Here is a 24376-nt window from a genome sequence, read left to right on the forward strand (position 1 = left end):
GCGCGGCGCGGGGCGCACCGACCGGTCCGCGGAGTGGGGCGGCTCACAGCCGGCCGCGCCCGCGGCCGTCCGGCGGGCTCAGAGCCGGCCGACGCGCTCCTCCTGGGGCTCGCCGTGCGGGCGGTTCTCCAGCTCCTTGATCAGGCTCTGCAGCTCCGAGCGCAGGAAGTCGCGGGTGGCGACCTCGCCGAGGCCCTGCCGGAGCGCGGCGACCTCGCGGGTCAGGTACTCGGTGTCGGCGACGTTGCGCTCGCCCCGGGCCCGGTCCTGCTCCATGTTGACCTTGTCCCGGTCGTCCTGCCTGTTCTGCGCCAGCAGGATCAGCGGGGCGGCGTAGGACGCCTGCAGCGACAGCACCAGGGTCAGGAAGATGAAGGGGTAGGAGTCGAACCGCAGACCGGGCGGGACCAGGACGTTCCAGCCCACCCAGATCAGCACCACCACGGTCATCCAGACCAGGAACCGGCCGGTGCCGAGGAAGCGGGCGATCCGCTCCGACAGCTGGCCGAACGCCTCCGAGTCGGGGTTGGGCAGCGTCATCCGGGCGCGGCGGCGCTGGGGCTGGTCCAGCCGGCTGCGGCGGCGCTCCTCCCGCTCGGGCGCGCGCGGGGACACGGCCTCGCGCTGCCGCTGCTCGCGGTCGCGGCGGTCACTGGCCATCGGCGGCCACCTCCTGGGCTCGGTCGTCGCTGGTGTCGTCCCGGTCGTCCAGGTGGTCCGGGCCGTTGCGTTCGGTGGTGTCGTCGGGCTCGTCGCCGAGGCCCCCGTGCAGGGCGGACTCGCGCCAGTCCTCCGGCAGGATGTGGTCCAGCACGTCGTCCACGGTGACCGCGCCCAGCAGGTGCTGGGTGTCGTCCACGACCGGCGCGGCCACCATGTTGTAGGTCGCCAGGTAGCTGGTGATCCGGGGCAGCTCGGTGCCGGGCGACAGCGGGTCCAGGTCGCCGTCGACGATCGCCCCCAGCAGCGTGTACGGGGGCTCCCGCAGCAGCCGCTGGAAGTGCACCAGGCCCAGGTACCGGCCGGTGGGCGTCTCGGTCGGCTGGCGGCAGACGTACACCTGGGCGGCCTGGGCCGGCTTGAGGTCGGCGTTGCGCACCCGCGCCAGCGCCTCGGCCACGGTCGCGTCCGGCTCCAGCACCACCGGCTCGGTGGTCATCAGCCCGCCCGCGGTGTGCTCGGCGTAGCTCAGCAGCCGCCGGACCGGCGCGGCCTCCTCCGGCTCCATCAGCTGCAGCAGCCGCTCGGCCTCGTTCTCCGGGAGCTCGGAGAGCAGGTCGGCGGCGTCGTCCGGGTCCATCGCCTCCAGCACGTCGGCGGCGCGCTCCTGGTGCAGCGCGCCCAGGATCGACACCTGGTCGTCCTCGGGCAGCTCCTCCATGACGTCGGCCAGCCGCTCGTCGTCCAGCGCCGCGGCCACCTCGGAGCGGCGCTTGGCCGACAGGTGGTGCAGCACGTTGGCCAGGTCGGCCGGGCGCAGCTGTTCGAAGGTGGCCAGCAGGTTGGCCGCGCCCTGGTCCTCCTCGCGCAGCGCGAAGCCGGTGACGGCGGACCAGTCCACGGTCAGCGTCTCGCCCTTGCGGCGCAGCCGGCCGGGCTTGCCGCGCTCGACGAAGACCTTGTCGATCTCCCAGTCCCGGTTGCGGGTCTGGGTCATGGCGACGTCCAGCACCGTGACGATCTCACCGGCCTCGCCGCCGGGGCCGTCGGCGTTGAACTCGACCCGGCGGTCCAGCAGTTCCCCCAGCACCAGGGTCTCGCTGGAGCGCTGCTCGAAGCGGCGCATGTTGATCACACCGGTGGTGATCACCTGGCCGGACTCCAGGCTGGTGACCCGGTTCATCGGCAGGAACACGCGGCGCTTGCTGACCACCTCGACGACGAAGCCCGCCACCCGCGGCGGCCGTCCGCCCAGGCGCAGGTTGACCACCAGATCGCGGATCCGCCCCACCTGGTCGCCGTTGGGGTCGAACACGGGCACCCCGGCCAGGTGGGAGATGAAAACGCGGGAGGACGCTGCGCTCATGTGGCCCTTCCAGGTGGAGGCTGCTCCGGACCGCTCCGCTGCACGACCGGATGCGCACAGGCTACCGGTGTCACGGCCCGTCGGTCCCGGCCAGGCCCGCAGGGCACCGGCGGGGCTGCCGGGCGGCGGTCCCACCGGACTCCTGCCCCGGCCTCCGCGCCGCACGCATGGACGTTCGACCGGCCCCCGGCCCGCGCGCCGGACGCTCGCCGCCCCCGGTCAGCTGCCGCCCGGCTGCCCGCCCCGGCGCCGCCGCCCGCGTCCGAACAGCAGCTTCGGCAGGGCCGCCGGGACCGGCTTGCGGGTGGTCGCGGGCGTCTGCACCGGGACGGCCGTGTGCGCGTCGTCCGGCAGCGCCCCCGGCCGCTGGCTGGTGCCGCCCGCCGGGACCAGCCGCAGCACCCGCGACTCCCGGGCCCAGCGCTCGGCCACCGTGTCGTGGTCCGGCGAGTTCAGCCGCTTGGCCTTCAGCTCCTGCACCGCCGCGGCCCATTCCGGGGTCTGCGGCGCCAGCTCCTCCACCCGGGCCGGCCAGGCCACCAGCCGCCCCCAGGAGTCCTTGCTGCGGACGGTCACGGTGACCGTGTCGCCCGCCGCCCAGCCGTGCAGCGGCTGCTCGGCGCCGTCGCCGACCAGCACCACCGCGCCGTCGTGCCAGATGTGCCAGACCGGCCGGTCGCCGCCGGGCCGCCCCGCCCCGGCGCCCACCCAGACCAGGCCGGACTTCTTGGCCGACTCCTCCACCAGGGCCCGGTCCAGCCGCTCCGCGCTCACCTCAGTCATGGGGCTGAGCGTACGCGTCCACCCCTCGGTCCATCTTCCCGCCGTGATCGTCAGTCTCGTACCATCAAGACGCCCCTTACTGGGCCTCCGCCGCCGTCGAGGAGCACCATGCCGCCGTCCGCCGCCGCCACCGCCCCGGTGACGTCCGAGGCGACCGCCGTCCACCCGGACCTGTCGGCGGTGCCCCGGACCGACTTCCTGCTGCTCGCCCTCGCCGTCTCCGGCGTCGCCTTCTCCGCCCCGCTGATCTCGGCCACCGCCGCGCCGGTGCTGGCCATCGCCTTCTGGCGGAACTGCATCGCCACCGGACTGCTGTCGCCGATCGCGCTGCTGCGCCAGCGTCCGGAGCTGCGCCGACTGGTCACCACCGACCGCCGGACGCTGCTGCTGGCCCTGGCCGCCGGGGCCTTCCTGGCCCTGCACTTCGCCCTGTGGCTGCCCAGCCTGCGGATGACCTCGATCGCCTCCTCCACCGCGCTGTGCACCACCACCCCGCTGTGGACCACGGTGATCCTGCGGCTGCGCGGCCACCGCGCGCCCCGCACGGTGTGGATCGGCACCGCCCTGGCCTTCGCCGGGGTGCTGGTGCTGACCGGCGTGGACTTCTCGCTCTCGCCGCGCAACCTGGCCGGGGACGGCCTGGCGCTCGGCGCGGGTGTGGCCGCGTCCGGCTACTTCCTGCTCGGCAGCGAGGTCCGGCGGACCGTCAGCACCACCGCGTACACCTTCGTCTGCTACACCACCACGGCGGTGCTGCTGCTGGTGGCCTGCCTGGCCTCGGGTACGGCGCTGACCGGCTTCAGCGGCACCGCCTGGCTGCAGATCGTGCTGCTGACCGCCTGCGCGCAGTTCCTCGGCCACTCGCTCAGCAACCGGGTGGTGCGCACCCTGGGACCGTCCATGGTGTCCACCGCGATCCTGCTGGAGACCCCCGGCGCGGCCCTGATCGCCGCCGTCTGGCTGGGGCAGCTGCCGCCGGTCGCGGTCTACCCGGCGGTGGCGGTCATCCTGGCCGGGCTGGTCGTGGTCGTCCGCGGCAACCGCCGGTCGTGACCGGCGTCAACAGGTCGTAGGGTGGGGGACCATGTCCGCCGATGAAGTCCTCGCCGCCGTCGAAGCCCGACTGGTCAGCACCTTCGGCGAGCCGGACGCCCGCGCCTCGGTCACCTTCGTCGGCGCGGACCGGATCGCGGTGCTGCGCTTCCTGACCGGCGACGGGCTGGTCCGCTACGCCACCCTGGGCATGTCCGCCGCCCCCATGGCCGACCCCAACGAGCTGGTCGCCGACCCGGTCCGCGGGCCGCGCGCGGAGCTGCTGCTGACCGTGCGCGGCGGCCGCGACGAGGTGCTCCGCCCGCTGGCCACGCTGGCGGCCTCGCCCCAGGTCGAGGGCGTGATCGTGGCCCCGGGCGGCTCGCTGGACCTGGGCGGCCCGGTGTGGACCGGGGCGCCCTTCACCGGCTTCCTGGTCGCCGAGCCCGGCGGGCTGGTGGAGGATGTCGCCCTCCCCGAGCCCGCCGAGCCGGTGCGCTTCCTGCCGCTGCTGCCGATGACTCCCAACGAGGCCGCGCACAAGCGCGTCCACGGCGCGGCCGAACTGCAGGAGCGCTGGCTGCGGTACGGAGCGGACCTGCGGGATCCGCTGCGCCGCTCGGTACCGCTGGACTGAGCCGACTGAGCCCCGGTCAGACGCGGGTGCCCTGCTGCGCGGCGGCCTGGGCCTGCGCCGGGATCCGGCCGTCGGCGAAGGCGTGCGGCGGCAGCACGGCGAGCAGCTGGTCCAGCTCGTCGCGCCAGTAGCGGTGCACGTTCAGCCGGGTCGGCTTGGGCCGGTTCGGCAGGTGCAGGTGCAGCCTGCTCCACACCATCGCCCGGTTCACCTTGCTGACCGGCAGCTCGTGCCGGGGGTACACGGCGACCACCTCGCCGGGCCGGTTGGTCCAGCGGCTGGCCGAGTTGACCACGACCGAGGTGTTGGTCAGCGTCAGGAAGTAGAACTTGCGGGTGAAGGCGACGATCAGCCCGAGCGGGCCGATCTCGTCGAAGATGGCGTTGAGCCAGGGGCTCGGGCCGGTCTCGACGTGCACGCAGGCGATGAAGGTCTCCCCGGGAGGTGCGGACTGCGAGAGCTTCTCAATAACCTGCTGCTTCTGCTTGGCACGACGAATCGCCACTGATCTTCCCCCATCTGATGATGATCTGACTGCATGTCCAGTGCGTCCGGCCGTGGTACGGCCCACTGAAGTCGGCAGAGATTACCAGCTCATAGGGTTTAAGGACGGGCGAATCCGGATACAGCGTCAGGCGCTCCGGGGCTTGGCCCCGGTCGCCTGGTCGACCAGCGCCTCGTACACCTCGGGCGCGGTGGTGTGCGCGCCCAGCCGCACCGTTTTGCGCTCGCCGTGGTAGTCGCTGGAGCCGGTGGTCAGCAGCCCCAGCTCGGCGGCCAGGGCGCGCAGCCGGGCCCGGGTCGGCCCGTCGTGGTCGATGTGGTCCACCTCGATCCCGCCCAGCCCCGAGGCCGCCAGCTCCGCGATGACCTGCTCGGAGACGGTCCGCCCGCGCTTGACCGCGCCCGGGTGGGCGAAGACCGGCACCCCGCCCGCGGCCCGCACCAGCCGGACCGCCTCGAACGGGTCCAGCTCGTGCTTGCGCACGTCCGCCCGGCCGCCGTTGGCCAGCCACTGCCCGGTGAACGCCGAGTCCACGTCCGGCACCACCCCCGCCTCCACCAGCGCGCTGGCCACGTGCGGGCGGCCGACCGCGCCGTCGCCCGCTATCCGCAGCACCTGCTCCCAGGTGATCGGCGCCCCCAACTCCCGGCAGCGCTCGACCATGGCCTCCGCCCGCCGGAACCGGTCGGTGCGCACCAGGTCGCGCTCGCGGGCGAACTCCGGCTCCTGCGGGTCGAAGAGGTAGGCCAGCAGGTGCATCGAGATGCCGCCCACCACGCACGACAGCTCCGCGCCGGTGACCAGGGTCAGCCCGCTCCCGGCCAGCTCCGGCCCGGACAGCGCGGCGACCGCCCCGGCATGACCGGCGACGGTGTCGTGGTCGGTCAGCGCCACCACGTCCAGCCCGGCGGCAGCGGCGTTGCGCACCAGCTCGGCCGGGCTGTCCGTGCCGTCGGAGGCGGAACTGTGGGTGTGCAGGTCGATGCGCACGGGCGGGGCTCCTCGGGTCGGCGGCTGCTCCCGGCAGCGTAGCCGGGGGCGGCGGCGTCAGCCGATCAGCCGGGGGGAGAGCGCCCCGCAGGGGATCAGGTCCAGCTCGGCCCCGGCGTCCCGCAGGTCGGTCAGCACCAGCTCGTCGTACATCAGCAGGCCCGAGCGCTCCGGCCAGACCACGGCCCACAGCCACAGCCCGCGCGCCTCGCCGACGAAGACGGCCCGGTCGTCCGGGACGTCCGGGACGTGCCACAGCGCGGTCGGGCGCCCGGTGGCGTGCACCTTGGCGTGCGGCGGCTGGTCGAAGGCGAGCGAATCCCCCGGATCGGCCCCGGACAGCCCGGCGAAGCGGGCGCCGAGGCCCACGCCGATCTCCTCGGCCACCAGGATCAGCTCCCCGGGACCGCCCAGCGGCCCCGGCCCCGAGCAGGCCACCGCGGTGGCCCGGGCACCGGAGAGGTCGTCACCCGCGTGCGCGATCCCGGTGAACAGCCAGCCGACCGGCAGCGGCCAGGGCATCCACACCGGGACCTCGGCCCGGGCGACCGCCACCCCCAGCGCCTGCACGCTCGGCGGGACGACGGGCTGCAGCGGATGGACCGCGCCGTGCGCGTCGCACTGCCACGTATCGGTGAACAGGCCCGGGGCGCGGACACGGCCCCCGCACCTTGGGCAACTGGGCTCGCCCCTCATAGACGACCACGGTCCTCCCTCCCGACCCCGGCGTCAAGGACGATCACCCGCCCGGCGGGGCGTTCGATTCACGGCCCGGCGGGCGGGCGGAACGCGAGGAGCGGCGGCCCGGGGGACCGTCAGGTCCCGCCCTGCCACCGCTCCGTGGTGTCTCCGTGGTGTCCGTCCTGCGTGCCGGCCGGGCCGGCCGGGGCCCCGCTAGGGGGTCACGACACCTCGTGCGGGCGAATGTAGAGACGCTCGCCGGTGAGGGCGGCGTCCTCGACCATGGCGCGGACCGTCTCCGCGTCCGCGATCAGCGGGTCCGTCGTGGTGCCGTCGGCGTCCAGGCGCATGACCTCGAAATGCATGGGCCTCTCCCTTCCTGACCTCTTACGAGGAGTGGGCGGTGCATGGCGTCGCACCCGTGCCTGCTCCTCCACCGTCGACTGTGCGGCGCTGCTGCTTCGTCGACGTTGCCCGGCGGTAAAACCGGTGTGTCGGGCGGGCCCGAGGGGAGAGAGGGAGGTACACGGGGTGCACGCGGGGGAAAAAGATTGCCGGGCAGAGGGATACCGACGCCGAGAACATTACCGAAGCTAACGATTATTGTCGCGCCACTTACCTGTCCCGGTCGCAACTCCGACCGTCCCGGCGGGTGGCGGTGCGTCAGCTGACCGACAGCCAGAAGTCCACCAGCTCCGCCGCGGTGCGGGCGGGCTGCTCGGCGTTGGGGGAGTGGCCCGCGCCGGGGACGGCCGCGTAGCCCGCGCCCAGCCGCTGCGCCATCTTCTGCTGCTCCTCGACCGGCCAGGCGTAGTCCCGCTCACCGGACAGCACCAGCTTCGGCAGCGCCACCCCGGCCAGCGCCTCCACCCGGTCCGGCTCGACCGTCAGCTGCCGCCCGGTCACCCGCAGCGCCGCCGGGACGTTGGCCAGCCAGCGCCGGTGCAGGAAGTCGGTCACCTCCGGGGTGGTCACCGGCAGCGTGCCCGCCTGCTGCTCCATCTGCCGCATGGCCTGCCACACCGCCTCCAGCTCCATCACCGGCGGCAGCACCGAGACCAGCAGCTCGGCCCGGCCCGCCTCGTCCGGGCAGACCGCGCCCGGGCCGGTGCTCATCAGCGTCAGCGAGTCCCAGGGCAGCCGGTCGCTGTCGGCGGCGGCCCGCAGCAGCGCCTCCCGGACCACGTACCCGCCGAAGGAGTGGCCGAGCAGGTGCAGCGGACGCCCGCCGCCGACCGCGTCGGTGACCGCGCGCAGGTCCAGCGCCAGCGCCCCCAGGGTGTACGCGGCGTCCTCGTCCGGGCCGCCGGTCTGGTACTGCCCGCGCTGGTCGACCGCGACCACCTCGAAGCCCGCCGCGGCCAGCGGCTCCAGCAGCGCGATGAAGTCCTCCTTGCTGCCGGTGAACCCCGGCAGCAGCAGGGCGGTCCCGCGGACCGGGCCGGCGGACGGGCTGCTGCGCAGCGCGGCGAACCCGCCGCGGGCGGTGGTCAGCCGCACACTGCGGGCCGAGGCGGGCAGCGTCAGGAAGGGCGGCGTGCTCATCGGGGCGTTCTCCTCCGGCGTTCTGCGGGGTGCGGGCCGAGCCTAACCATCCGCCGTGACGGGCGGATGGCCCGGGAACGACACGACGGCGGGGCCGGGCTGTCCGCCCGGCCCCGCCGTCGTGCCTGTTCCTACCGGTCAGCGCCGGGTCGCGCTCTCGGCGGCGGCCTGCGCGGCAGCCGCCGCGGCCAGCCGCTCGCTGCGGCGCAGCCGACGCGGCGCGGCCTCGGTCTCCGCCGGGGCGGGCACGGACGCCTTGGCCGCCGGCGCGGGGCGCCGACGCGGCGCCGGAACCTCCGCCGGGGCGGCCACGGCCTCGGCCGCAGCCCCCTCCGGACGGGCCGCCCGACGACGGCGGCGCGGCGCGGCGGCCTCGGCCTCCGGCTCGGCCGGGGCGACCGGCGCGGCTGCGGCCACGGCCTCGACCGGGGCGGCGGCCGGGGACTCGGCGGCCTTGACGGCGCGACGGCGGCGGCGCGGTGCGGCGGCCTCGGCCTCCGGCTCGGCCGGGGCGACCGGCGCGGGCTCGACGGCGCCGGCCTCCGCGGCCGACTCCACGGCCTCCGCGGCGGCCTTGACCGGGCGGCGGCGGCGACGCGGCGCGGCAGCCTCCGACTCGGCCGACGGCTCGGCCACAGCGGCACTTTCGACGGCGACGACGCTGTCGACGGTGACGCTCTCGACGCCGGTGGCCTCGACCACTACGACCGCCTCGGCGGCCCGGCGGCGGCGACGCGGCGCGTTCCTCTCGGCCACGGGCGCTTCGGCGGCGGCCTCGGCGGCCGGTGCGGCCGTCAGCGGCGCGTCCACGGTGTCCACGGCCTCCACGGCCTTGGCAGCGCGGCGGCGGCGGCGCGGCGCGGGGGCCTCGGCCTCCGGCTCGGTGAGGGCCACCGGCGCGAGCGCGGCCTCCACGGCGGCCACCAGCGGTTCGACCGCCTCGGCCGGCTCCGCCGCACGGCGGCGGCGACGCGGTGCCGCCGGGGCCTCGGCCACAGCGGTCTCGATCACGGCGTTCTCGATCACGGCGGTCTCGACCGTTGCGGCCTCCGCCGACGATGCCTCGACCACGGCCGGGGCGGCGGCCTCGGCGCCCGCGCCCCGGGTGCGGCGGCGCTGGCGCTCGCGGCGCGGACGCTCCTCGGCGGGCGCCGCGGGGGCGGCGGCCGGACGGCGTCCGTCACCGCGGCCCTCGGTGCGGCTCTCGCCACGGCCGCGCGGGCCGCGTCCGCCGGGCTCGCCCAGGTCCTCGATCTGCTCCGCGCCCAGGCCCGCCCGGGTGCGGTCGGCGCGCGGCAGCACGCCCTTGGTGCCGGGGGCGATGTTCAGCAGCTCGAACAGGTGCGGCGAGGTGGAGTAGGTCTCCTCCGGCTCAGCCAGGCCCAGCTCCAGCGCCTTGTTGATCAGGCCCCAGCGCGGGACGTCGTCCCAGTCCACCAGGGTGACCGCGGTGCCCGAGGCGCCCGCGCGGCCGGTGCGGCCGATGCGGTGCAGGTAGGTCTTCTCGTCCTCGGGGCACTGGTAGTTGATGACGTGGGTCACGCCCTCGACGTCGATGCCGCGGGCGGCGACGTCGGTGCAGACCAGCACGTCCACCTTGCCGTTGCGGAAGGCGCGCAGCGCCTGCTCGCGGGCGCCCTGGCCGAGGTCGCCATGGACCGCCCCGGCGGCGAAGCCGCGCTGGGTGAGCTGGTCGGAGACGTCGGCGGCGGTGCGCTTGGTCCGGCAGAAGATCATCGCCAGGCCGCGGCCCTCGGCCTGCAGGATGCGGGCGACCGTCTCCACCTTGTCCATCGAGTGCGCGCGGAACGCGAACTGCTTGACGGCGGCGACGGTGGCGCCGGTGTCGTCCGGCGCGGTGGCCCGGATGTGCGTCGGCTGGCTCATGTAGCGGCGGGCGAGGCTGATGACCTGGCCCGGCATGGTGGCCGAGAACAGCATGGCCTGGCGCCGCGTCGGCAGCATGGTCATGATCTTCTCGACGTCGGGCAGGAAGCCCAGGTCGAGCATCTCGTCCGCCTCGTCCAGCACCAGGATGCGGACGGCGGAGAGGTCCAGCTTGTGCTGCCGGGCCAGGTCGAGCAGCCGCCCGGGGGTGCCGACGACCACGTCGACGCCCTTCTGCAGCGCCTCGACCTGCGGCTCGTAGGCCCGGCCGCCGTAGATGGCCAGGACCCGCACATTGCGGACCTTGCCGGCAGTCTGCAGGTCGTTGGTGACCTGGGTGCACAGCTCGCGGGTCGGCACGACCACCAGCGCCTGCGGGGTGGTGGTCAGCTCGGCGGCGGTGCAGCGGCCGGCGTCCACGTCGGCGGCGACCCGGACCCGGTCGATGATGGGAAGTCCGAAGCCCAGGGTCTTGCCGGTGCCGGTCTTGGCCTGGCCGATGACGTCGTGGCCGCTCAGGGCCACCGGGAGGGTCATCTCCTGGATCGGGAAGGGTGAAGTGATACCAACAGCCTCGAGGGCTTCTGCGGTCTCGGAAAGAATCCCGAGGTCTCGGAACGTAGTCAGGGCGATGCCTCTTCCGGTGTGGGCGGCCGGGCGGGGGGCGGCCGGGCACCCGTACATGTCGCACGTACGGGCGCGCTGACCGCGACCGGCGTCCTCGCGGGCCGTCCCGCGCACCGGCCCTGTCGTCCCATGTCACACATGGACGCTCGGGCGGCGCTGCGAGAGGCCAATGATGGGAGGCCCGGCGCGGGACCGCGTAGGTGCGGTCTGCGGCGGCCCTCGCTCGGCCACTGCGGGCCCTTCGTGGTCCGTCCCCGGATCGGAAGGGCTGGGTCGGTCGGAGCCGATCGTTCCACCGACCGGGCATCCGTCTGCGTGAGGAAGCGGGTGCGCGCCTGGAGGCGTATACGCCGGTCCTCACTACCACCATACCGTCAAGCGATTCATCGAACACGTGACGTGCGATACACGGCGGGGATTCGCTGCCCCGGCGGCGGGTGGCCGCAACCCCGTCCGGGCCGACTAAGGTGCCGCGTATGGAGACCCCGCAGCACAGCAAGGACGCCCGGCGCGCCGGGGAGGCGCACCCCTCGATCGGCGACTGGGAGACCTGCGCCGCAGATCCGCAGTACCGCGCGGCCGTCCTCGACCTGCTCGGCGCCCTGGCCTACGGCGAGCTGAGCGCCTTCGAACGGCTCGCCGAGGACGCCAAGCTGGCGCCGTCGCTGGAGGACAAGGCCGCGCTGGCGGGCATGGCCGCCGCCGAGTTCCACCACTACCAGCAGCTGCACGACCGGCTGGTCGGGATCGGCGCCGACGCCACCGAGGCCATGCAGCCGTTCGCCGAGCCGCTGGACGCCTTCCACCGCATGACCGCCCCCGCCGACTGGCCGGAGGGCCTGGTCAAGGCCTATGTGGGCGACTCCATCGCGGCCGACTTCTACCGCGAGGTTGCGGCCCGGCTGGACGACGACACCCGCTCGCTGGTGCTGGCGGTGATGTCCGACACCGGCCATGCCGAATTCGCGGTGGAGAAGGTCCGCCAGGCGATTGAGGCCGAGCCGCGGATCGCCGGGCGGCTGGCGCTGTGGGGCCGGCGGCTGATGGGCGAGGCGCTCAGCCAGGCACAGCGGGTGGTCGCCGAGCGCGACGCGCTGTCGAACCTGCTGATCGGCGGCACCGAGGTGCGCGGCTTCGACCTGGTCGAGGTCGGCAAGATGTTCAACCGGATCACCGAGGCGCACACCAAGCGCATGGCCGCGCTGGGTCTGGCGTCCTGAGCCGGGTGTCCGGCGTCCTGACCGCCTTGCTGACCTGTGTGACCGGCGGGCGGTCGTCGTCGGAGGTCAGGCGTGGTGCGGACGCCTCGGCGCCCGGTGCAGCGGGTGCGACCGCTGGTCGGGCCGGGCCAGCACGGACACCAGCAGGCCCGCGCCCACCAGGGCGACCAGCGAGCTGGCGAGCAGGCTGTCCGCGCCCAGCACGATCCTCGTCAGCCCGCCGATGAGCAGCGCGGAGATCACCCCGGTCAGCACCGTCAGGGTGCGCGGGGCCCGGAACAGCCGGGGCAGCAGCATCGCCGCCCCCGCTCCGACGACCAGTCCGACCAGGGCGAACGTGACGAAGTCCCATGCCATGAGCGCTGCTTCCTCCCGTCTCGGGTCCGCCTGGTAGCCGCCTTCGGCGAACACTCAGGACGTACCCAGGGTCGGCCCGGCTCATGCGGTGCGGCGCGATCGCGGCTGCCGCCCGGCCGGATTCCACCCCCCGGGGGGTATCCCGGGGGCGACTCGCGCGGGCGTCGGGTACGGCGACGGCCCCGCGCCCCCGGCGAGGGGGTACGGGGCCGTGGCGGTGTGCGCAGCCGAAGCTCAGATCGCGCCGAAGCCGACCTTGCGCGCGGCCTGCTCGCCGATCTCCACGTAGGCGAGGCGCTCGGCCGGGATCAGGACCTTGCGCCCGTGCTCGTCGACGAGCTTCAGCAGCTTGGAGCTGCCCTCGAGCGCCGCGGCGACCGCGTTCTCGACCTCTTCCGCAGACTGCGAGCTCTCGAGAACGATCTCCCGAGCCGCGTTCTGCACGCCGATCTTGACCTCCACGGCTTCGTCCCTCCGGCCCCTCAAGGCGTGTAGCTGGTGATCCATGCGCGACTGATCGCGCCGTACGGGCCCACCTTACGGTGTCAGTGCCCTGCCGCGGGGTCGCCGCCGTGCATGGGGAAGCCCTTGAGCCCGCGCCAGGACAGGCTGGAGACCAGCCGGACCGCCTCGTCGCTGGGGATGCTGCCGCCCTGGGCCAGCCAGAAGCGCGCGGTGATCTGGCACAGCCCGCAGACGCCGACCGCCAGCAGCATGGCCTCCTCCTCGGGGAGGTCGGTGTCCTCCGCGATCACCTTGCTGACCAGGGTGGCGGTCTCCCGGGTGACCTTCTCGACGCGCTCGCGCACCGCGTCCTCGTTGGTCAGGTCGGACTCGAAGACCAGCCGGAAGGCGCCGGACTCGGCCGCCACGTAGGCGAAGTACGCCTCGGTGGTGGCCAGCACCCGCAGCTTGTTGTCGGTGGTGGCCTCCAGCGCCGCGCGGATGGCGTCGACCAGGGCCTCGCAGTGCCGGTCCAGCAGGGCCAGGTACAGCTCGAGCTTCCCCGGGAAGTGCTGGTAGAGAACAGGCTTGCTGACACCCGCACGCTCGGCGATGTCGTCCATCGCCGCGGCGTGGTAGCCCTGGGCGACGAACACCTCCTGCGCCGCCCCCAGCAGCTGGTTGCGGCGCGCGCTCCGCGGCAGGCGGCCTGTCGTGGGTTTGCCTGGGCGCGGGCGCTCGTCCGTGTCCTGGATAGCCGTCACGGCGCTCCTCACTCACGGTTGTGGGGCTCCGGCGCAGACGCGGCCACGGCCGGCGGCTGACTGCAGGTCACCCCGCGACACCCCCGGATCCAGGCCACGCGCAGCCGAGGCCGTGCGGGTGGTGCTTCCGGAGCCATCGTACTTGTCGGTAATCCCGTGGACTCCTGGTCGCCGGTAGAAAGTCTCGGGGATGTGTTGTGCGGTGTCCACAAGGAGAGCCGGGGCAGAGCGCGTCATAGTGGTGCAGAACCGGCAAAAGGCGGTCAGCGGTACTCGTCCTCGTCGATTCGCACCACCCGATGCTGCTCCACCGCGTCCGCGACCGGGACCTCCAGCTCGACCTCGTCGATCGGTTCGTCGTCGCCCCGGTCGTCCTCGACGACCTCCCCGGGCTCCGCGGCGGCTTCGGGTACGTCGGCTTCCTCGATGATCGACTCGGGATCGCTCATGGCTGTACAACCTCCCGGGATCCGGCGGACGAAGCAGGCGACCTGCTCGCGCTCCGAGCGTAGAAGAACCTTCCCCGGGCCGCGCGGTCATAACATCGACCCCATGAGCATGAGCGGACTGCCTGAAGCACCCCAGCCCGTCCGGGCACCGCAGCGGCTGACCGTCCCCGGCTGCCCGCTGGCCGTCGAGGCGATGCCGCCGGAGCGGCCCGGACTGCCCCCGGCCCTGTTCGTCCACGGCCTCGGCGGCTCGTCCCAGAACTGGACGCTGCTGATGGACCGGCTGGCCGGGGACGTCGACGGCCACGCCCTGGACCTGCCGGGATTCGGCCAGTCACCGCCGCCCGACGACGGCGACCTCTCGGTCACCGCGCACATGTGGGCCGTGGTCGACTACCTGGAGCTGTCCGGGCGCGGCCCGGTGCACCTCTTCGGCAACTCCCTCGGCGGCGCGGTGGCCACCAGGCTGGCCGCGCTCCGCCCGGACCTGGTGCGGACGCTGACGCTGGTCTCGCCCGCCCTGCCGGAGGTGCCGCCGCAGACCTCGGCGCTGCCGACCGCGCTGCTGGCCGTGCCCGGCGTCCCGGCCCTGTTCGGGCGGCTCACCGACGGGCGCCCGGCGGAGCAGCAGACCGAGGCGCTGCTGAACCTCTGCTACGGCGACCCGGGCACCATCGACGCCCAGCGCCGGGCCGAGATGGCCGCCGAATACCGGCGGCGGATGGCGCTGCCGTACTCCATGGACGTGCTGGTGCGGTCGGCGCGCGGCATCGTCCGGGCGTACACCGAGCGCGGCCCGCAGGCGCTGTGGCGGCAGGCCGAGCAGGTGACCGCGCCGGTGCTGCTGGTCTACGGGCTGCGCGACAAGCTGGTCTCCTACCGGATGGCCCGGCGGTCCTCCCAGGCGTTCCGCGACTCCCGGCTGATGGTGCTGCCGGAGGCCGGGCACGTGGCGATGATGGAGTACCCGGAGCTGGTGGCCGGGGCCTTCCGCGAGCTGGTGGCCGGCACGGCGGTCGCCGCCGAGCCGTCCGGCCCGGCTCCGGCCGAGCCCACGGTAGCGGGCCTGCCGTAGCGCCGCAGGCGCAGCGGCGCAGGCGTCGCCTCACCCGGAGCGCGGCAGCCGCAGCGCCTCAGCCGCAGTGCCGCAGCTGCGCAGTCGTAGCGCGCATCCGCCGCGCCGCACCCCTAGCGCTTCAGCCGTAGCGCCGCATCCGCAGCGCCTCAGCCGTAGACCGAGCGGCAGGTGGCTGCCTCGGGGCTGCCTGCGGGCCAGCCGCCGTAGCGTGCGCCGAGCCGGCAGACGTCCACCGCGGCGGGTCGCGGCGCGGAAGACCCGATCGGCAGGCGACGCGCCGAGGGCGGGTCGACCGGCGCGGCCTGCGGGGCTCGCGGCTGCCGGGCCCGGCGGGCCGACTGCCGACCGACCGGCGCCGCCGGGCGCCCCGGTGCCGGGGCCGGTCGGCGGACCGCCGCCGGAGCGGTCCGGGCGGCAGTGGCGGGCGCCTGTGCCGGGCCGTAGGCCACGGCCAGCATCCGCACCGGCGCGGGCTGCGCGGGCAGCACCCGTGGCGACGGCCTCCCCTGGGCGGCGGGCGCGCCCTGCACCGGGCGGCTCCGCCACACCCCGTGCGTCCGCAGCCCCTGCGTCCGCACGCCCGCGCCCGCGGCGCAGCCGGCCAGCAGCGCGGTGAGGCACAGCCCCGCGCACAGCAGGAGCAGTGCGGCGCGCGGTCGGAGCGGGTCGGGCATGGTGCACCTCCGGAGCGGGAGGGCGGGCCGGTCGGCCCGCGTCAGGTCCCTGAGGGGGAACGAGCGAGGCGCGGCGGGGTCACCGCCCGGCGCCGGAGGGCCGGTAACGCCGCAGGAGGCGGGGGGTTTCTCCGCTTCACTCCTTCGGGTGGTAGCCGCCCGTACGGCCGACTGACTGTCAGTGCCCGGTCGTAGTTTCGTCTCGCCGGGCCGAACAGACGTCGGGGCCTGCTTCGGGGGAGCCCCCGGCCCGGCCATACCGCCGCCTGCCGGGCGGCGGCCCCATGCCGCGCCGTCCGCCGGGCACCGCCCGGCTCCACGGCCGTGCCCGCACGCACCGCCGTCCGCCTCGCACTTGTCCGCATCGCACCGTCCCTGGAGGTCTCCATGCGCATCGCTCTGCTCACCGAGAGTGCCTTCCCCACTGCCAGGAGTGCCGAAGGCGGTTGGTGCGATCGGCTGACCCGGGGCCTCCCCGAGCACCAGTTCGAGCTGTACGCGCTCGGCGCCACCCGGCGCGACCCGGTCCCGGAGCCGCTGCCCGCCCGGTTGGTCGCGCTGCGGCACAGCGGCTCCGGCGGCGGACTGCTCGGCCGCCAGGCCGGGGCCCGGCTCGGCGGCGGGCTGCACGGCCCGCGCCGCCGCCGGGCGCTGGCCGCCTACCGCGCCCTGGTCGGCGCGCTGGTCGAGCCGGGCGGCGCGGACGGCTTCGGCCCCGCCCTGTACGCCCTGGCCGAGTCGGCGCGCGGCGGCGGCCTGCCCGCGCTGCTGCGCTCCGGCGCGGCGCTGGACACCGTCGAGGCCGCCTGGCGGACGCCGGGGGCGCGCGGCACGGTCGGCCCCGGCTCGGTCGGCGAGCCCCTGGTCCGGGACGCCCTGGTCGCCGTCGACCTGCTGGAGCGCTGCCTGCGCCCGCTCTCCGCCCCCTGGTACGGGCCGGACGGCCTGGCCTCGGCGGACGTCTGCCATGCCGTCGACGGCGGCCTGGCCGTGCTCCCGGGCCTGCTGGCCAGGCACGAGCACGGCATACCGCTGATCATCACCGAGCACAGCCTGCACCTGCGGGAGCGGGCCCGCGGCTACCGCACGGCCCCGTACCGCTGGCCGGTGCGGGCGCTGCTGCTGGCCTTCTTCCGGCTGCTGGCCCGCGAGGGCTACCGCCAGGCCGGGCTGATCACCCCCGGCAGCGCCTACGACCGCCGCTGGCAGATCCACTGCGGCGCCGACCCGGCCGCCATCCGGGTCGTCTACGAGGGCACCGGCACCGCCGACAGACCGGCCGCGGGCGCCGAGCCGCCGGTGCCCACCCTGGCCTGGTCCGGCCCGATAGCGCCGTACGGCGGCCTGGGGACGATGCTGCGGGCCTTCGCCGAGCTGCGCCGACAGCTGCCGGAGGCGGTCCTGCGGATCCACGGCGAGATCCCGCCCGGGGCCGCCCGCTACGCCGAGGGCTGCCGCGAGCTGGCCCGGCTGGTCGCCCCGCAGCACCCCGGGGCCGTGGTGTTCGAGGACGCCTCGGCGCAGCCCGGGGCGGTCCACCGGCAGGCCGGGGTGCTGGTCTTCTCCGGCGCCAACGGCGCGCCGCCCAGGCAGCTGGCCGAGGCCATGCTCAGCGGGCGGCCGGTGGTCGCCACCGACGTCGGCGCAGCCAGGGAGGTCGTCGGACCGACCGGGCTGCTGGTCCCGGCGGAGGATCCGCGCGCCCTCGCGGCGGCCTGCGCGGCGCTGCTGGCGGATCCGGAGCGGCGCTCCCGGCTCGGCAACGCCGGCCGGCTGCGGGCCCAGGAGCTGTACGCGGTCGAGCCCGCCGCGACCGCCTTCCGCTCGCTGTACCTGGAGCTGGTGTCCGGCTGGCCCGGCCCCGCGGCGGTGCGGCCGGACACGGTCGCCGCAGCCCGGCAGCCCTTCGGCCGCCCCGCCGACTACTGGGTCGCGGCCGGAGCCGCTCCGGCCCGGGCGCGCGAGGCCGTGCCGGTGGAAGCGGGTGCCGGATGACCGCCGATCCGGTGCACGCCCTGCGCGAGCGCCACCTCGTCTGCTGCGAGGCGGCCGTGCACCCGCTGGAGATCGCCGCCGAGCTGGAGGCCGCCGGCATCGGCCCGGGCACGGCCGGGCGCTACCGGCACGCCGACGTCTTCTCGCTCGCCGAGGAGCTGTACGCCCGCGTTCCGCGCCGCCCGGCCGCACTGCGGCCGCCGCTGCCGGCCGACCCGTGGCGCCGCCGGGCCCTGCCGTCCGCCCTGACCGCCGTGCTCCACCTGCTGCCCGGCCTGGCGCTGTGGGCCGCCGGGCGCACCCTGTGGCCGGGCGCCGGGCCCGGCCCGGCGGCCGCCCTGGGCCTGGCCGCCGGGCTGTTCGCGGTCGCCGTCGCCGTCACCGCCGGGCGGGGGTGCTCGCTCCCGGCCCGGCTCGGCTACGCGCTCGGCCTGGCCGTGCTGCTCGCGTCGGCCACGGCCGCTCCCGGGGCCGATCCGGTCATGGCCGCCGCGCTGGCCTGCGGCACCGGCGCGGCCGAGTGGTGCGCCCGGTGGTTCCGCCACATCGGCTGGGGCCACCTGGACACCGCCCGCTCCCGGGCCGAGTTCGGCGAGCGGATGCGGCCGGTGCTGCCGGTCGCCGTCGGGCTGTACCTGAGCGCGCTGTCCGCGACCACCTTCGCCGCGCTGGCCCTGGCCCGCCGCCGGGCCGCAGGCGGCGGCGTGGCCGAGGCCGTCGCCGGAGCCGGCGGCACCGCCTGGGCCGCCCAGGGCTGCACCGGCCTGCTGCTGCTGCTCGTGCTGCTGCTCTGGCGCTGCGGTCGGCACCGGGACGCCCTGGCCGCGCTGCTGTGCTGCCTGTCCGCGGTGGGCGTGGCGGCCGCGCTGACCGACCGTCCGGGCGCAGCCGGGATACCCGGGCCGGCCCCGGCGCTGCTGTGGGGCTGCGGTGCCACCGCGGCGCTGCTGCTGCCGTACGCCTGGGCGGTCCTGCTGCGACCCGAGTCGCACCGGCCCGAATCGCACCGGTCCGAGTCACATCGGCCCGAATCGCACCGATCCGAGGACCGCGGCGTCTCCGAATTCCCGCTGGTTTCTGGAACATCGCGGACCCGCCCCGGGTCCGCCCAAGGAAGGACCACCTCATGAGGGTGCTGCTGCTGGGCGCCGATGGATTCATCGGCCGCCGCGTCGCCGACCGCCTCTTCGTCGACCCGGAGTTGCAGGTGACCGTGCTCGGTCGGCGGGACACCGCCGACATCCGGTTCGACCTCGCCTCGGGCAGTCCCGGCGCGCTCGCCCGCTTCCTGGACGCGGTCATGCCCCGGGTCGTGGTCAACTGCGCCGGGGCCACCTACGGCAGCCCCCGGGACCTGGTCCGGGCCAACACCCAGGCGGTGGCCACCGTCTGCGAGGCGATCCGCCGCAGCCACGACCCGGCTCGGCTGGTCCACGTCGGCTCGGCCGCCGAGTACGGCGCGGTGCCGATCGGCACGGCCACCCCGGAGACCGCCGACCCGCGCCCGCTCGGCCCCTACGGCGTGACCAAGCTGGCCGGGACGGAGCTGGCGCTCTCCTCCGGGCTGGACGCGGTGGTCCTGCGGATCTTCGACGTGGTCGGCCCCGGCGTCCCGGCAGGTTCGCTGTTCGGCCGGCTGTCGGAGGGGCTGCGCCGGGCGCTGGAGCGCGGCGAGCCGCAGGTGCGCGCCGCCGACCTGTCGGCGTTCCGGGACTTCGTGGACGTCCGGGACGTCGCCCGGGCGGTCCAGTCGGCGGCGGTCTCGGCCGCCACCGGGGTGATCAACATCGGCGGCGGCACCGGCGTGCGGCTGCGCGACGCGGCGCACCTGCTGGTCCGCGCCTCCGGCTTCGAGGGCCGGCTGCTGGAGGAGGCCCGCAGTCCGATCCCCGGCGCGGACGGCACCGACCGCCCCGGCGAGGTGCTGTGGCGGCAGGCCGACATCCGCACCGCCCGCGAGCGCCTGGGCTGGCGTCCCCGGGTGCCGCTGGAGGAGTCCCTGGCCGACATCTGGACCGAGACCGCCTGTCGGGTCTGACGCCCCCGGCGGGTCCGCCGCGTCTCAGCGGCCGTCTCGCACCTCGGACCCGGGGCGCTGGAATACCGGGCGGCGTGGCACTGTTGGCCGGAGAACCGTTCAGAAAACCGACCACCGGAGTCCCCCCGTGTCGCTGCCACCCCTGGTCGAGCCGGCCGCTGAGCTGAGTGTGGACGAGGTCCGCAGGTACTCCCGCCACCTGATCATCCCGGACGTCGGGATGGCCGGGCAGAAGCGGCTGAAGAACGCCAAGGTGCTGTGCGTGGGCGCCGGCGGCCTGGGCTCTCCCGCCCTGATGTACCTCGCCGCGGCCGGTGTCGGCACGCTCGGCATCGTCGAGTTCGACACCGTCGACGAGTCCAACCTCCAGCGCCAGATCATCCACGGCCAGTCCGACATCGGCCGCTCCAAGGCCGAGTCCGCCCGGGACTCGGTCAAGGAGATCAACCCCTATGTCACGGTGGTCCTGCACGAGGAGCGCCTGGACGTCGACAACGTCAAGGGGATCTTCGCCCAGTACGACCTGATCGTCGACGGCACCGACAACTTCGCCACCCGGTACCTGGTGAACGACGCCGCGGTGCTGCTCGGCAAGCCCTACGTGTGGGGCTCGATCTACCGCTTCGACGGCCAGGCCAGCGTCTTCTGGGCCGACCACGGCCCCTGCTACCGCTGCCTGTACCCGGAGGCCCCGCCGCCCGGCATGGTGCCCTCCTGCGCCGAGGGCGGCGTGCTCGGCGTGCTCTGCGCCTCCATCGGCTCGATCCAGGTCACCGAGGCCATCAAGCTGCTCACCGGCATCGGCGAGCCGCTGGTCGGCCGACTGATGATCTACGACGCCCTGGAGATGCAGTACCGCCAGGTCAAGGTCCGCAAGGACCCGGACTGCGCGCTGTGCGGCGCCAACCCGACCGTCACCGACCTGGTCGACTACGAGGCGTTCTGCGGCGTCGTCAGCGACGAGGCCCAGGCGGCGGCGGTGGGCTCGACCATCACGCCCAAGCAGCTGAAGCAGTGGCAGGACGACGAGGAGGACATCTTCCTGGTCGACGTCCGCGAGCCCGGCGAGTACGAGATCGTCAACATCCCGGGCGCGGTGCTCATCCCCAAGGGCGAGTTCCTGATGGGCGACGCCCTGGAGCGGATGCCGCAGGACAAGAAGATCGTGGTGCACTGCAAGTCCGGCGTCCGCTCGGCCGAGGTGCTGGCCGTGCTGCACTCGGCCGGCTTCTCCGACGCGGTGCACGTCGGCGGCGGCGTCATCGGCTGGGTCAACCAGATCGAGCCGCAGAAGCCGGTCTACTAAACCGACCGATCGGGCAGCAGCGGCGAGGGCGCGTCACCCGCGGGTGGCGCGCCCTCGTCCGTCCGCTCCCCGGGGCTCCCCGGGCTCACAGCGCCTTCTTGCGCTGGAGATAGGTGAACGAGACCCAGCCCGGCAGCACCGGGAACCAGAAGGTCAGCACCCGGAACAGCACCACGGCCGGGGTGGCCACCGCCAGCGGCAGCCCCGCGCCGGTGAGCAGACCGGTCAGCGCCAGCTCGATCGGGCCGATGCCGCCGGGCACCGGCACCGCCGAACCGGCCGCGTTCCCGGCCAGGTAGACCACGGCGACCGTGGCGAACGGCAGCGACCCGCCCAGCGCCCGGATGCTGGCGTCCAGGCAGGCCACGAAGGCCACCGAGACCAGCACGATCCCGCCGAAGCCGGTGGCCAGCTTGGACGGCGAACGCAGCAGGTCCAGCATTCGCGGCACCACCCCGAGGAACAGCGAGCGCACCTGCGCGGTCAGCCAGCGCCGCAGCGGCGGGATCGCCGCCGCCACCAGCACCAGTACGGCGGCCACCAGCAGCCCGGCGATGACCGTGCGCGAGGAGGGGATGTCGGAGCTGCTGCCGGTCCCGGCGACGAAGCCGAAGCCCAGCAGCAGCAGGATGTGCATGCCCAGGCCGACCAGCTGCGAGGCCCCGACGCTGGCCACGGCCTGCCCAGGCCGCACCCCGGCGCGCTGGAGGAAGCGCGCGTTCAGCGCCACCCCGCCGACGGCCGCCGGGGCCACCAGCTTCACGAAGGAGCCGGCCACCTGCGCCAGGAAGGTGCGCCAGAACGGCAGCTGCTCCGGGACGAAGCCGGCCAGGCTCATCGCCGCGCCCACGTAGCTGAGCACCGAGGCGGCCACCGCCAGCAGCACCCAGACCAGGTCGGCCCGGGACAGTGCGGTGACCGGGTTGTTGGCGGCGATCTGGGTCAGCAGCAGGTAGCCGGCGAAGGCCCCGGCGATGACGGTGACCAGGGTCCGGGGCTTGAGCCGTTGCAGGTTGGCCGGGGCCACCACGGCCTGCGGGACGATCTCCAGGATCTGCTCGCGGATCTGCGACAGCAGGTCCTGCGCGACCGGCGGCTCCAGCAGCGCGTCCTCGACCCGGACGCCGGACTTGAGCTGCTCGGCGTGGAGCGCGTCCGCCTCGGCCTTGCGGGCCCGGTTGTACTGCTTGAGCGACTGCCGGGTGGAGCGGTTCAGCCCGACCGGTTGCAGCAGCGGCAGCGCGCTGGCGGTCCGGTCGGCGCCGAGCGCGGCGTTGGCGGAGGCCACGGCGCGCTCCGGGCCGACCCGCAGCGCCAGGGTGGTGAGCAGCTGCGCGATGTCCATCCGCAGCGTCAGGTCGCCGGAGGCGATGTCCCCGCCGGCCAGGTTGACCAGGCAGCTCCGGTTGTCGGCGGTGACCAGGATGGACTCGCCGGTCAGCCGCCGGTGGGCGATCCGCCGGTCGTGCAGGGCCCGGACCGAGCCCCAGACGTCGGCGAGGACCTCGTCGGTGAGGTCGGTGGTGTCCACGCTGTCGAGGGAGCGCCCCTCGATCCGCTCGTAGACCAGGATGACCGCGTCCGGGCCCAGCTCCGAGGTGGCCAGCAGGTGCGGCGAGTGCGCCCCGGCGGCGTTCACCGCGTAGGCGATCAGCGCCTCCTGCTCCAGGGCCTGGCGCAGCGACTGCGGGCTGGAGCGGACGGCGACGGTGCGCAGCTGGAGCCGGCGCCACATCCGGTAGAAGAAGCCGGACGCCTGCTGCTCGCGGTCGATGACGTGGACGTCGAGCGGGGAGCCGCCCTCCTGGATGATCAGGTAGCGCCGGGTGCCCTCCGGGCCGTCCGGCGAGCGGTGGGCGCTGACCGGCGCGAAGCCGACCTTGCGCAGCCCCGTGAGCAGGTGCTCGCCGGTGGGGCGGACGTTGGGGGTGCCCACCGCGTAGAGCGTGCCGTAGGCGACGGTGAGGCCCAGCAGGATGGTTACCGCGATGGACAGCGGCGTGGTGTGGCCGCTGATCAGTTCGGAGATGGAGTCGAGCAGGACGACGCCCCACAGCGCGACCCGCCATCGTGGTCGGCTGGCCATGCCCACGGCCGTCATGTAGGCGATGACCGGGGTGAGGTAGCTCTGCACCGGATCGGTCAGGGTGTCGCCCGGCAGCCGCTGGGTCAGCGCGTAGGTGATCACCAGCGGCGCGCCCTTGACCACCCACAGGTCGGCGGCGAGCGAGACGCCGTGGGCCAGCACCGCCGCCAGCACGCCGTCGGCGACCCGCAGCCCGTCCCGTTTGATCAGGCGTTCCACGGCGAAGGCCAGCGGCACGATGAGCACGGCCGCGGTGGAGACGAACCCCATGATGGTGCTCAGGAAGCTGGGGACCTTGGTCGCGCCGGAGGCGATGTCGGTCTGCAGGCCCTTGGTGGAGTGCTGGGCGATGCTGGCGAGCACCAGCACGGCCGCGATGCCGACGATGCCGAGCAGCACCCGGATCAGGTCGGCCGGGCGGTGCACCCGGGCGGCCAGCAGCGGCTCGTCCACGGAGACGTGCGCGCTGGTGCGGGTCTCGGGCGGGAGCGGGGTGCGCGGGTGCTTGACCAGGTCGACGCGGGGTTCGGGGGGGATCAGCGGCTCGGCGCCACCGCTTGGCACGGCCTCGGACACGCCCGCCGCCTGGTCGGCGTTCGCGTTCGATCCGGTCATCGTGGTGTTTGCCTTCTGGTCGCCTGGTGTCGCCCCCTCAAGGGTGGCATGGGCTGGGGAGGAGCGTCGTTACCAGGTGGGCACCGCGCCGACCCTCGGCGGATGCTACATTCCCCCGCCCGGGTGGGCGAGGAGGTTCCGTGACCGGACCACCCGGTCGTGTCAGTGGGATGGGACACAATGCCGAGGGTGAGCGCTGACGAGATCCCGGGTTCGCTGCCGCCCTTCGCCGAGCTGGTGCTGGAACTGACGGAGCGCATCCCCGCGGGGCGGGTGATGACCTACGGCGACGTGGCCGAGTACCTGGCGGGGGAGGAGGGCGAGGCGGTTCCCCCGGGGAAGGGGGCCGGGCGACGGGTGGGCGGCCCGCGCCAGGTGGGGCGGGTGATGGCGCTGTACGGCGGCTCGGTGCCCTGGTGGCGGGTGGTGCGCGCGGACGGCGCGCTGCTGCCCGGACACGAGCTGCGTGCGCTGGAGCAGTACCGGGCGGAGGGCACTCCGCTGCGCACGGTGCGCGGCCGGGGGCCCGCGCGCTCCTCGGCCGCGGCCGAGGACCTGCCCCGGGTGGACCTGGCCCGGGCCCGCTGGGACGGCCGCTGACGGCCCGCCCCGGCGGGGTCCGGCGCGCTCCGGGAGG

The 24376-nt window shown here is 75.0% G+C and carries 24 protein-coding genes; 9 read left to right on the forward strand and 15 right to left on the reverse strand.

Annotated elements, in window-relative coordinates; translation table 11 throughout:
* Nucleotides 1-78: 78 nt before the first annotated feature.
* From GXW83_RS04945 to GXW83_RS04955, 3 genes are all read right to left on the reverse strand, one after another.
* Nucleotides 79-660 carry a DUF1003 domain-containing protein gene (locus tag GXW83_RS04945; protein WP_182441679.1) on the reverse strand — a complete coding sequence of 194 codons (582 nt, stop codon included), beginning with the start codon at nt 658-660 and terminating at the stop codon, nt 79-81.
* Nucleotides 650-2026, reverse strand: coding sequence for a magnesium transporter MgtE N-terminal domain-containing protein (locus GXW83_RS04950; RefSeq protein ID WP_182441680.1), 1377 nt, complete (start codon nt 2024-2026; stop codon nt 650-652). The genes GXW83_RS04945 and GXW83_RS04950 overlap by 11 nt, the downstream gene beginning before the upstream one ends.
* Nucleotides 2027-2245: 219 nt before the next feature.
* Complete coding sequence (locus tag GXW83_RS04955) at nt 2246-2809, reverse strand: hypothetical protein (RefSeq protein WP_182441681.1); 564 nt, start codon at nt 2807-2809, stop codon at nt 2246-2248.
* Between the two features lie 108 nt (nt 2810-2917).
* On the opposite strand from GXW83_RS04955, the gene GXW83_RS04960 reads away from it, so the two are divergent.
* Together GXW83_RS04960 and GXW83_RS04965 are read left to right on the forward strand one after the other, a co-directional pair.
* Nucleotides 2918-3862 carry a DMT family transporter gene (locus GXW83_RS04960; protein WP_182441682.1) on the forward strand — a complete coding sequence of 315 codons (945 nt, stop codon included), beginning with the start codon at nt 2918-2920 and terminating at the stop codon, nt 3860-3862.
* 31 nt (nt 3863-3893) lie between these two features.
* On the forward strand, nt 3894-4478 hold the full coding sequence (locus GXW83_RS04965) for a suppressor of fused domain protein (protein ID WP_182441683.1): 585 nt from the start codon (nt 3894-3896) through the stop codon (nt 4476-4478).
* Nucleotides 4479-4494: 16 nt separating this feature from the next.
* Here the strand turns inward: GXW83_RS04965 and GXW83_RS04970 are convergent, their stop codons facing one another.
* The 6 genes from GXW83_RS04970 to GXW83_RS04995 form a co-directional block, all read right to left on the reverse strand.
* Nucleotides 4495-4983, reverse strand: a complete 489-nt coding sequence (locus tag GXW83_RS04970; RefSeq protein WP_182441684.1) for a hypothetical protein — start codon at nt 4981-4983, stop codon at nt 4495-4497.
* Between the two features lie 126 nt (nt 4984-5109).
* Nucleotides 5110-5973: a PHP domain-containing protein gene (locus GXW83_RS04975; protein WP_182441685.1), complete on the reverse strand. Its 864-nt coding sequence runs from the start codon at nt 5971-5973 to the stop codon at nt 5110-5112.
* Between the two features lie 57 nt (nt 5974-6030).
* Nucleotides 6031-6669: a DUF6758 family protein gene (locus tag GXW83_RS04980; RefSeq protein ID WP_182441686.1), complete on the reverse strand. Its 639-nt coding sequence runs from the start codon at nt 6667-6669 to the stop codon at nt 6031-6033.
* A 206-nt stretch (nt 6670-6875) separates the two neighbouring features.
* Nucleotides 6876-7019, reverse strand: coding sequence for a hypothetical protein (locus GXW83_RS04985; protein WP_182441687.1), 144 nt, complete (start codon nt 7017-7019; stop codon nt 6876-6878).
* A gap of 298 nt (nt 7020-7317) precedes the next feature.
* Nucleotides 7318-8199: an alpha/beta fold hydrolase gene (locus tag GXW83_RS04990; RefSeq protein WP_182441688.1), complete on the reverse strand. Its 882-nt coding sequence runs from the start codon at nt 8197-8199 to the stop codon at nt 7318-7320.
* Nucleotides 8200-8337: 138 nt separating this feature from the next.
* Entirely contained in the window at nt 8338-10770 is a 2433-nt protein-coding gene (locus GXW83_RS04995; RefSeq protein WP_182447090.1) for a DEAD/DEAH box helicase, read from the reverse strand.
* A 419-nt stretch (nt 10771-11189) separates the two neighbouring features.
* Here GXW83_RS04995 and GXW83_RS05000 point away from each other — a divergent pair, with 419 nt between their 5' ends.
* The gene (locus GXW83_RS05000) at nt 11190-11933 is read left to right on the forward strand and encodes a ferritin-like fold-containing protein (protein ID WP_182441689.1); all 744 of its coding nucleotides are present in this window, start codon (nt 11190-11192) and stop codon (nt 11931-11933) included.
* Between the two features lie 66 nt (nt 11934-11999).
* Here the strand turns inward: GXW83_RS05000 and GXW83_RS05005 are convergent, their stop codons facing one another.
* From GXW83_RS05005 to GXW83_RS05020, 4 genes are all read right to left on the reverse strand, one after another.
* Nucleotides 12000-12290, reverse strand: coding sequence for a hypothetical protein (locus GXW83_RS05005; protein WP_182441690.1), 291 nt, complete (start codon nt 12288-12290; stop codon nt 12000-12002).
* Between the two features lie 234 nt (nt 12291-12524).
* Entirely contained in the window at nt 12525-12752 is a 228-nt protein-coding gene (locus GXW83_RS05010; RefSeq protein WP_182441691.1) for a DUF3107 domain-containing protein, read from the reverse strand.
* 83 nt (nt 12753-12835) lie between these two features.
* A complete protein-coding gene (locus GXW83_RS05015) occupies nt 12836-13498 on the reverse strand; it encodes a TetR/AcrR family transcriptional regulator (protein ID WP_182441692.1) in 663 nt (220 codons plus the stop codon).
* 263 nt (nt 13499-13761) lie between these two features.
* Nucleotides 13762-13947, reverse strand: a complete 186-nt coding sequence (locus tag GXW83_RS05020; protein ID WP_182441693.1) for a hypothetical protein — start codon at nt 13945-13947, stop codon at nt 13762-13764.
* A gap of 103 nt (nt 13948-14050) precedes the next feature.
* Here GXW83_RS05020 and GXW83_RS05025 point away from each other — a divergent pair, with 103 nt between their 5' ends.
* Entirely contained in the window at nt 14051-15022 is a 972-nt protein-coding gene (locus tag GXW83_RS05025) for an alpha/beta fold hydrolase (RefSeq protein WP_182441694.1), read from the forward strand.
* Between the two features lie 149 nt (nt 15023-15171).
* Here GXW83_RS05025 and GXW83_RS05030 read toward each other — a convergent pair whose 3' ends face one another.
* Nucleotides 15172-15699: a hypothetical protein gene (locus GXW83_RS05030; protein WP_182441695.1), complete on the reverse strand. Its 528-nt coding sequence runs from the start codon at nt 15697-15699 to the stop codon at nt 15172-15174.
* Between the two features lie 387 nt (nt 15700-16086).
* On the opposite strand from GXW83_RS05030, the gene GXW83_RS05035 reads away from it, so the two are divergent.
* The 4 genes from GXW83_RS05035 (at nt 16087) to moeZ (ending at nt 21038) form a co-directional block, all read left to right on the forward strand.
* The gene (locus GXW83_RS05035) at nt 16087-17694 is read left to right on the forward strand and encodes a DUF3492 domain-containing protein (protein ID WP_182441696.1); all 1608 of its coding nucleotides are present in this window, start codon (nt 16087-16089) and stop codon (nt 17692-17694) included.
* Nucleotides 17691-18824, forward strand: coding sequence for a hypothetical protein (locus GXW83_RS05040; RefSeq protein WP_182441697.1), 1134 nt, complete (start codon nt 17691-17693; stop codon nt 18822-18824). Before GXW83_RS05035 ends, GXW83_RS05040 begins: the two co-directional genes overlap by 4 nt.
* Nucleotides 18821-19732, forward strand: a complete 912-nt coding sequence (locus GXW83_RS05045) for an NAD(P)-dependent oxidoreductase (RefSeq protein WP_182441698.1) — start codon at nt 18821-18823, stop codon at nt 19730-19732. Before GXW83_RS05040 ends, GXW83_RS05045 begins: the two co-directional genes overlap by 4 nt.
* 127 nt (nt 19733-19859) lie before the next feature.
* Nucleotides 19860-21038 (forward strand): adenylyltransferase/sulfurtransferase MoeZ, encoded by a 1179-nt coding sequence (gene moeZ, locus GXW83_RS05050; protein WP_182441699.1) that lies wholly within the window; start codon nt 19860-19862, stop codon nt 21036-21038.
* 85 nt (nt 21039-21123) lie between these two features.
* Here moeZ and GXW83_RS05055 read toward each other — a convergent pair whose 3' ends face one another.
* Nucleotides 21124-23739, reverse strand: a complete 2616-nt coding sequence (locus GXW83_RS05055; protein ID WP_182441700.1) for a lysylphosphatidylglycerol synthase transmembrane domain-containing protein — start codon at nt 23737-23739, stop codon at nt 21124-21126.
* 165 nt (nt 23740-23904) lie between these two features.
* Between GXW83_RS05055 and GXW83_RS05060 the strand changes: the two genes are divergently transcribed.
* Nucleotides 23905-24339: an MGMT family protein gene (locus tag GXW83_RS05060; protein WP_370466558.1), complete on the forward strand. Its 435-nt coding sequence runs from the start codon at nt 23905-23907 to the stop codon at nt 24337-24339.
* The last annotated feature ends 37 nt before the right edge of the window (nt 24340-24376 follow it).

This window comes from Streptacidiphilus sp. PB12-B1b (assembly GCF_014084125.1).
Taxonomy (GTDB): Bacteria; Actinomycetota; Actinomycetes; order Streptomycetales; family Streptomycetaceae; genus Streptacidiphilus.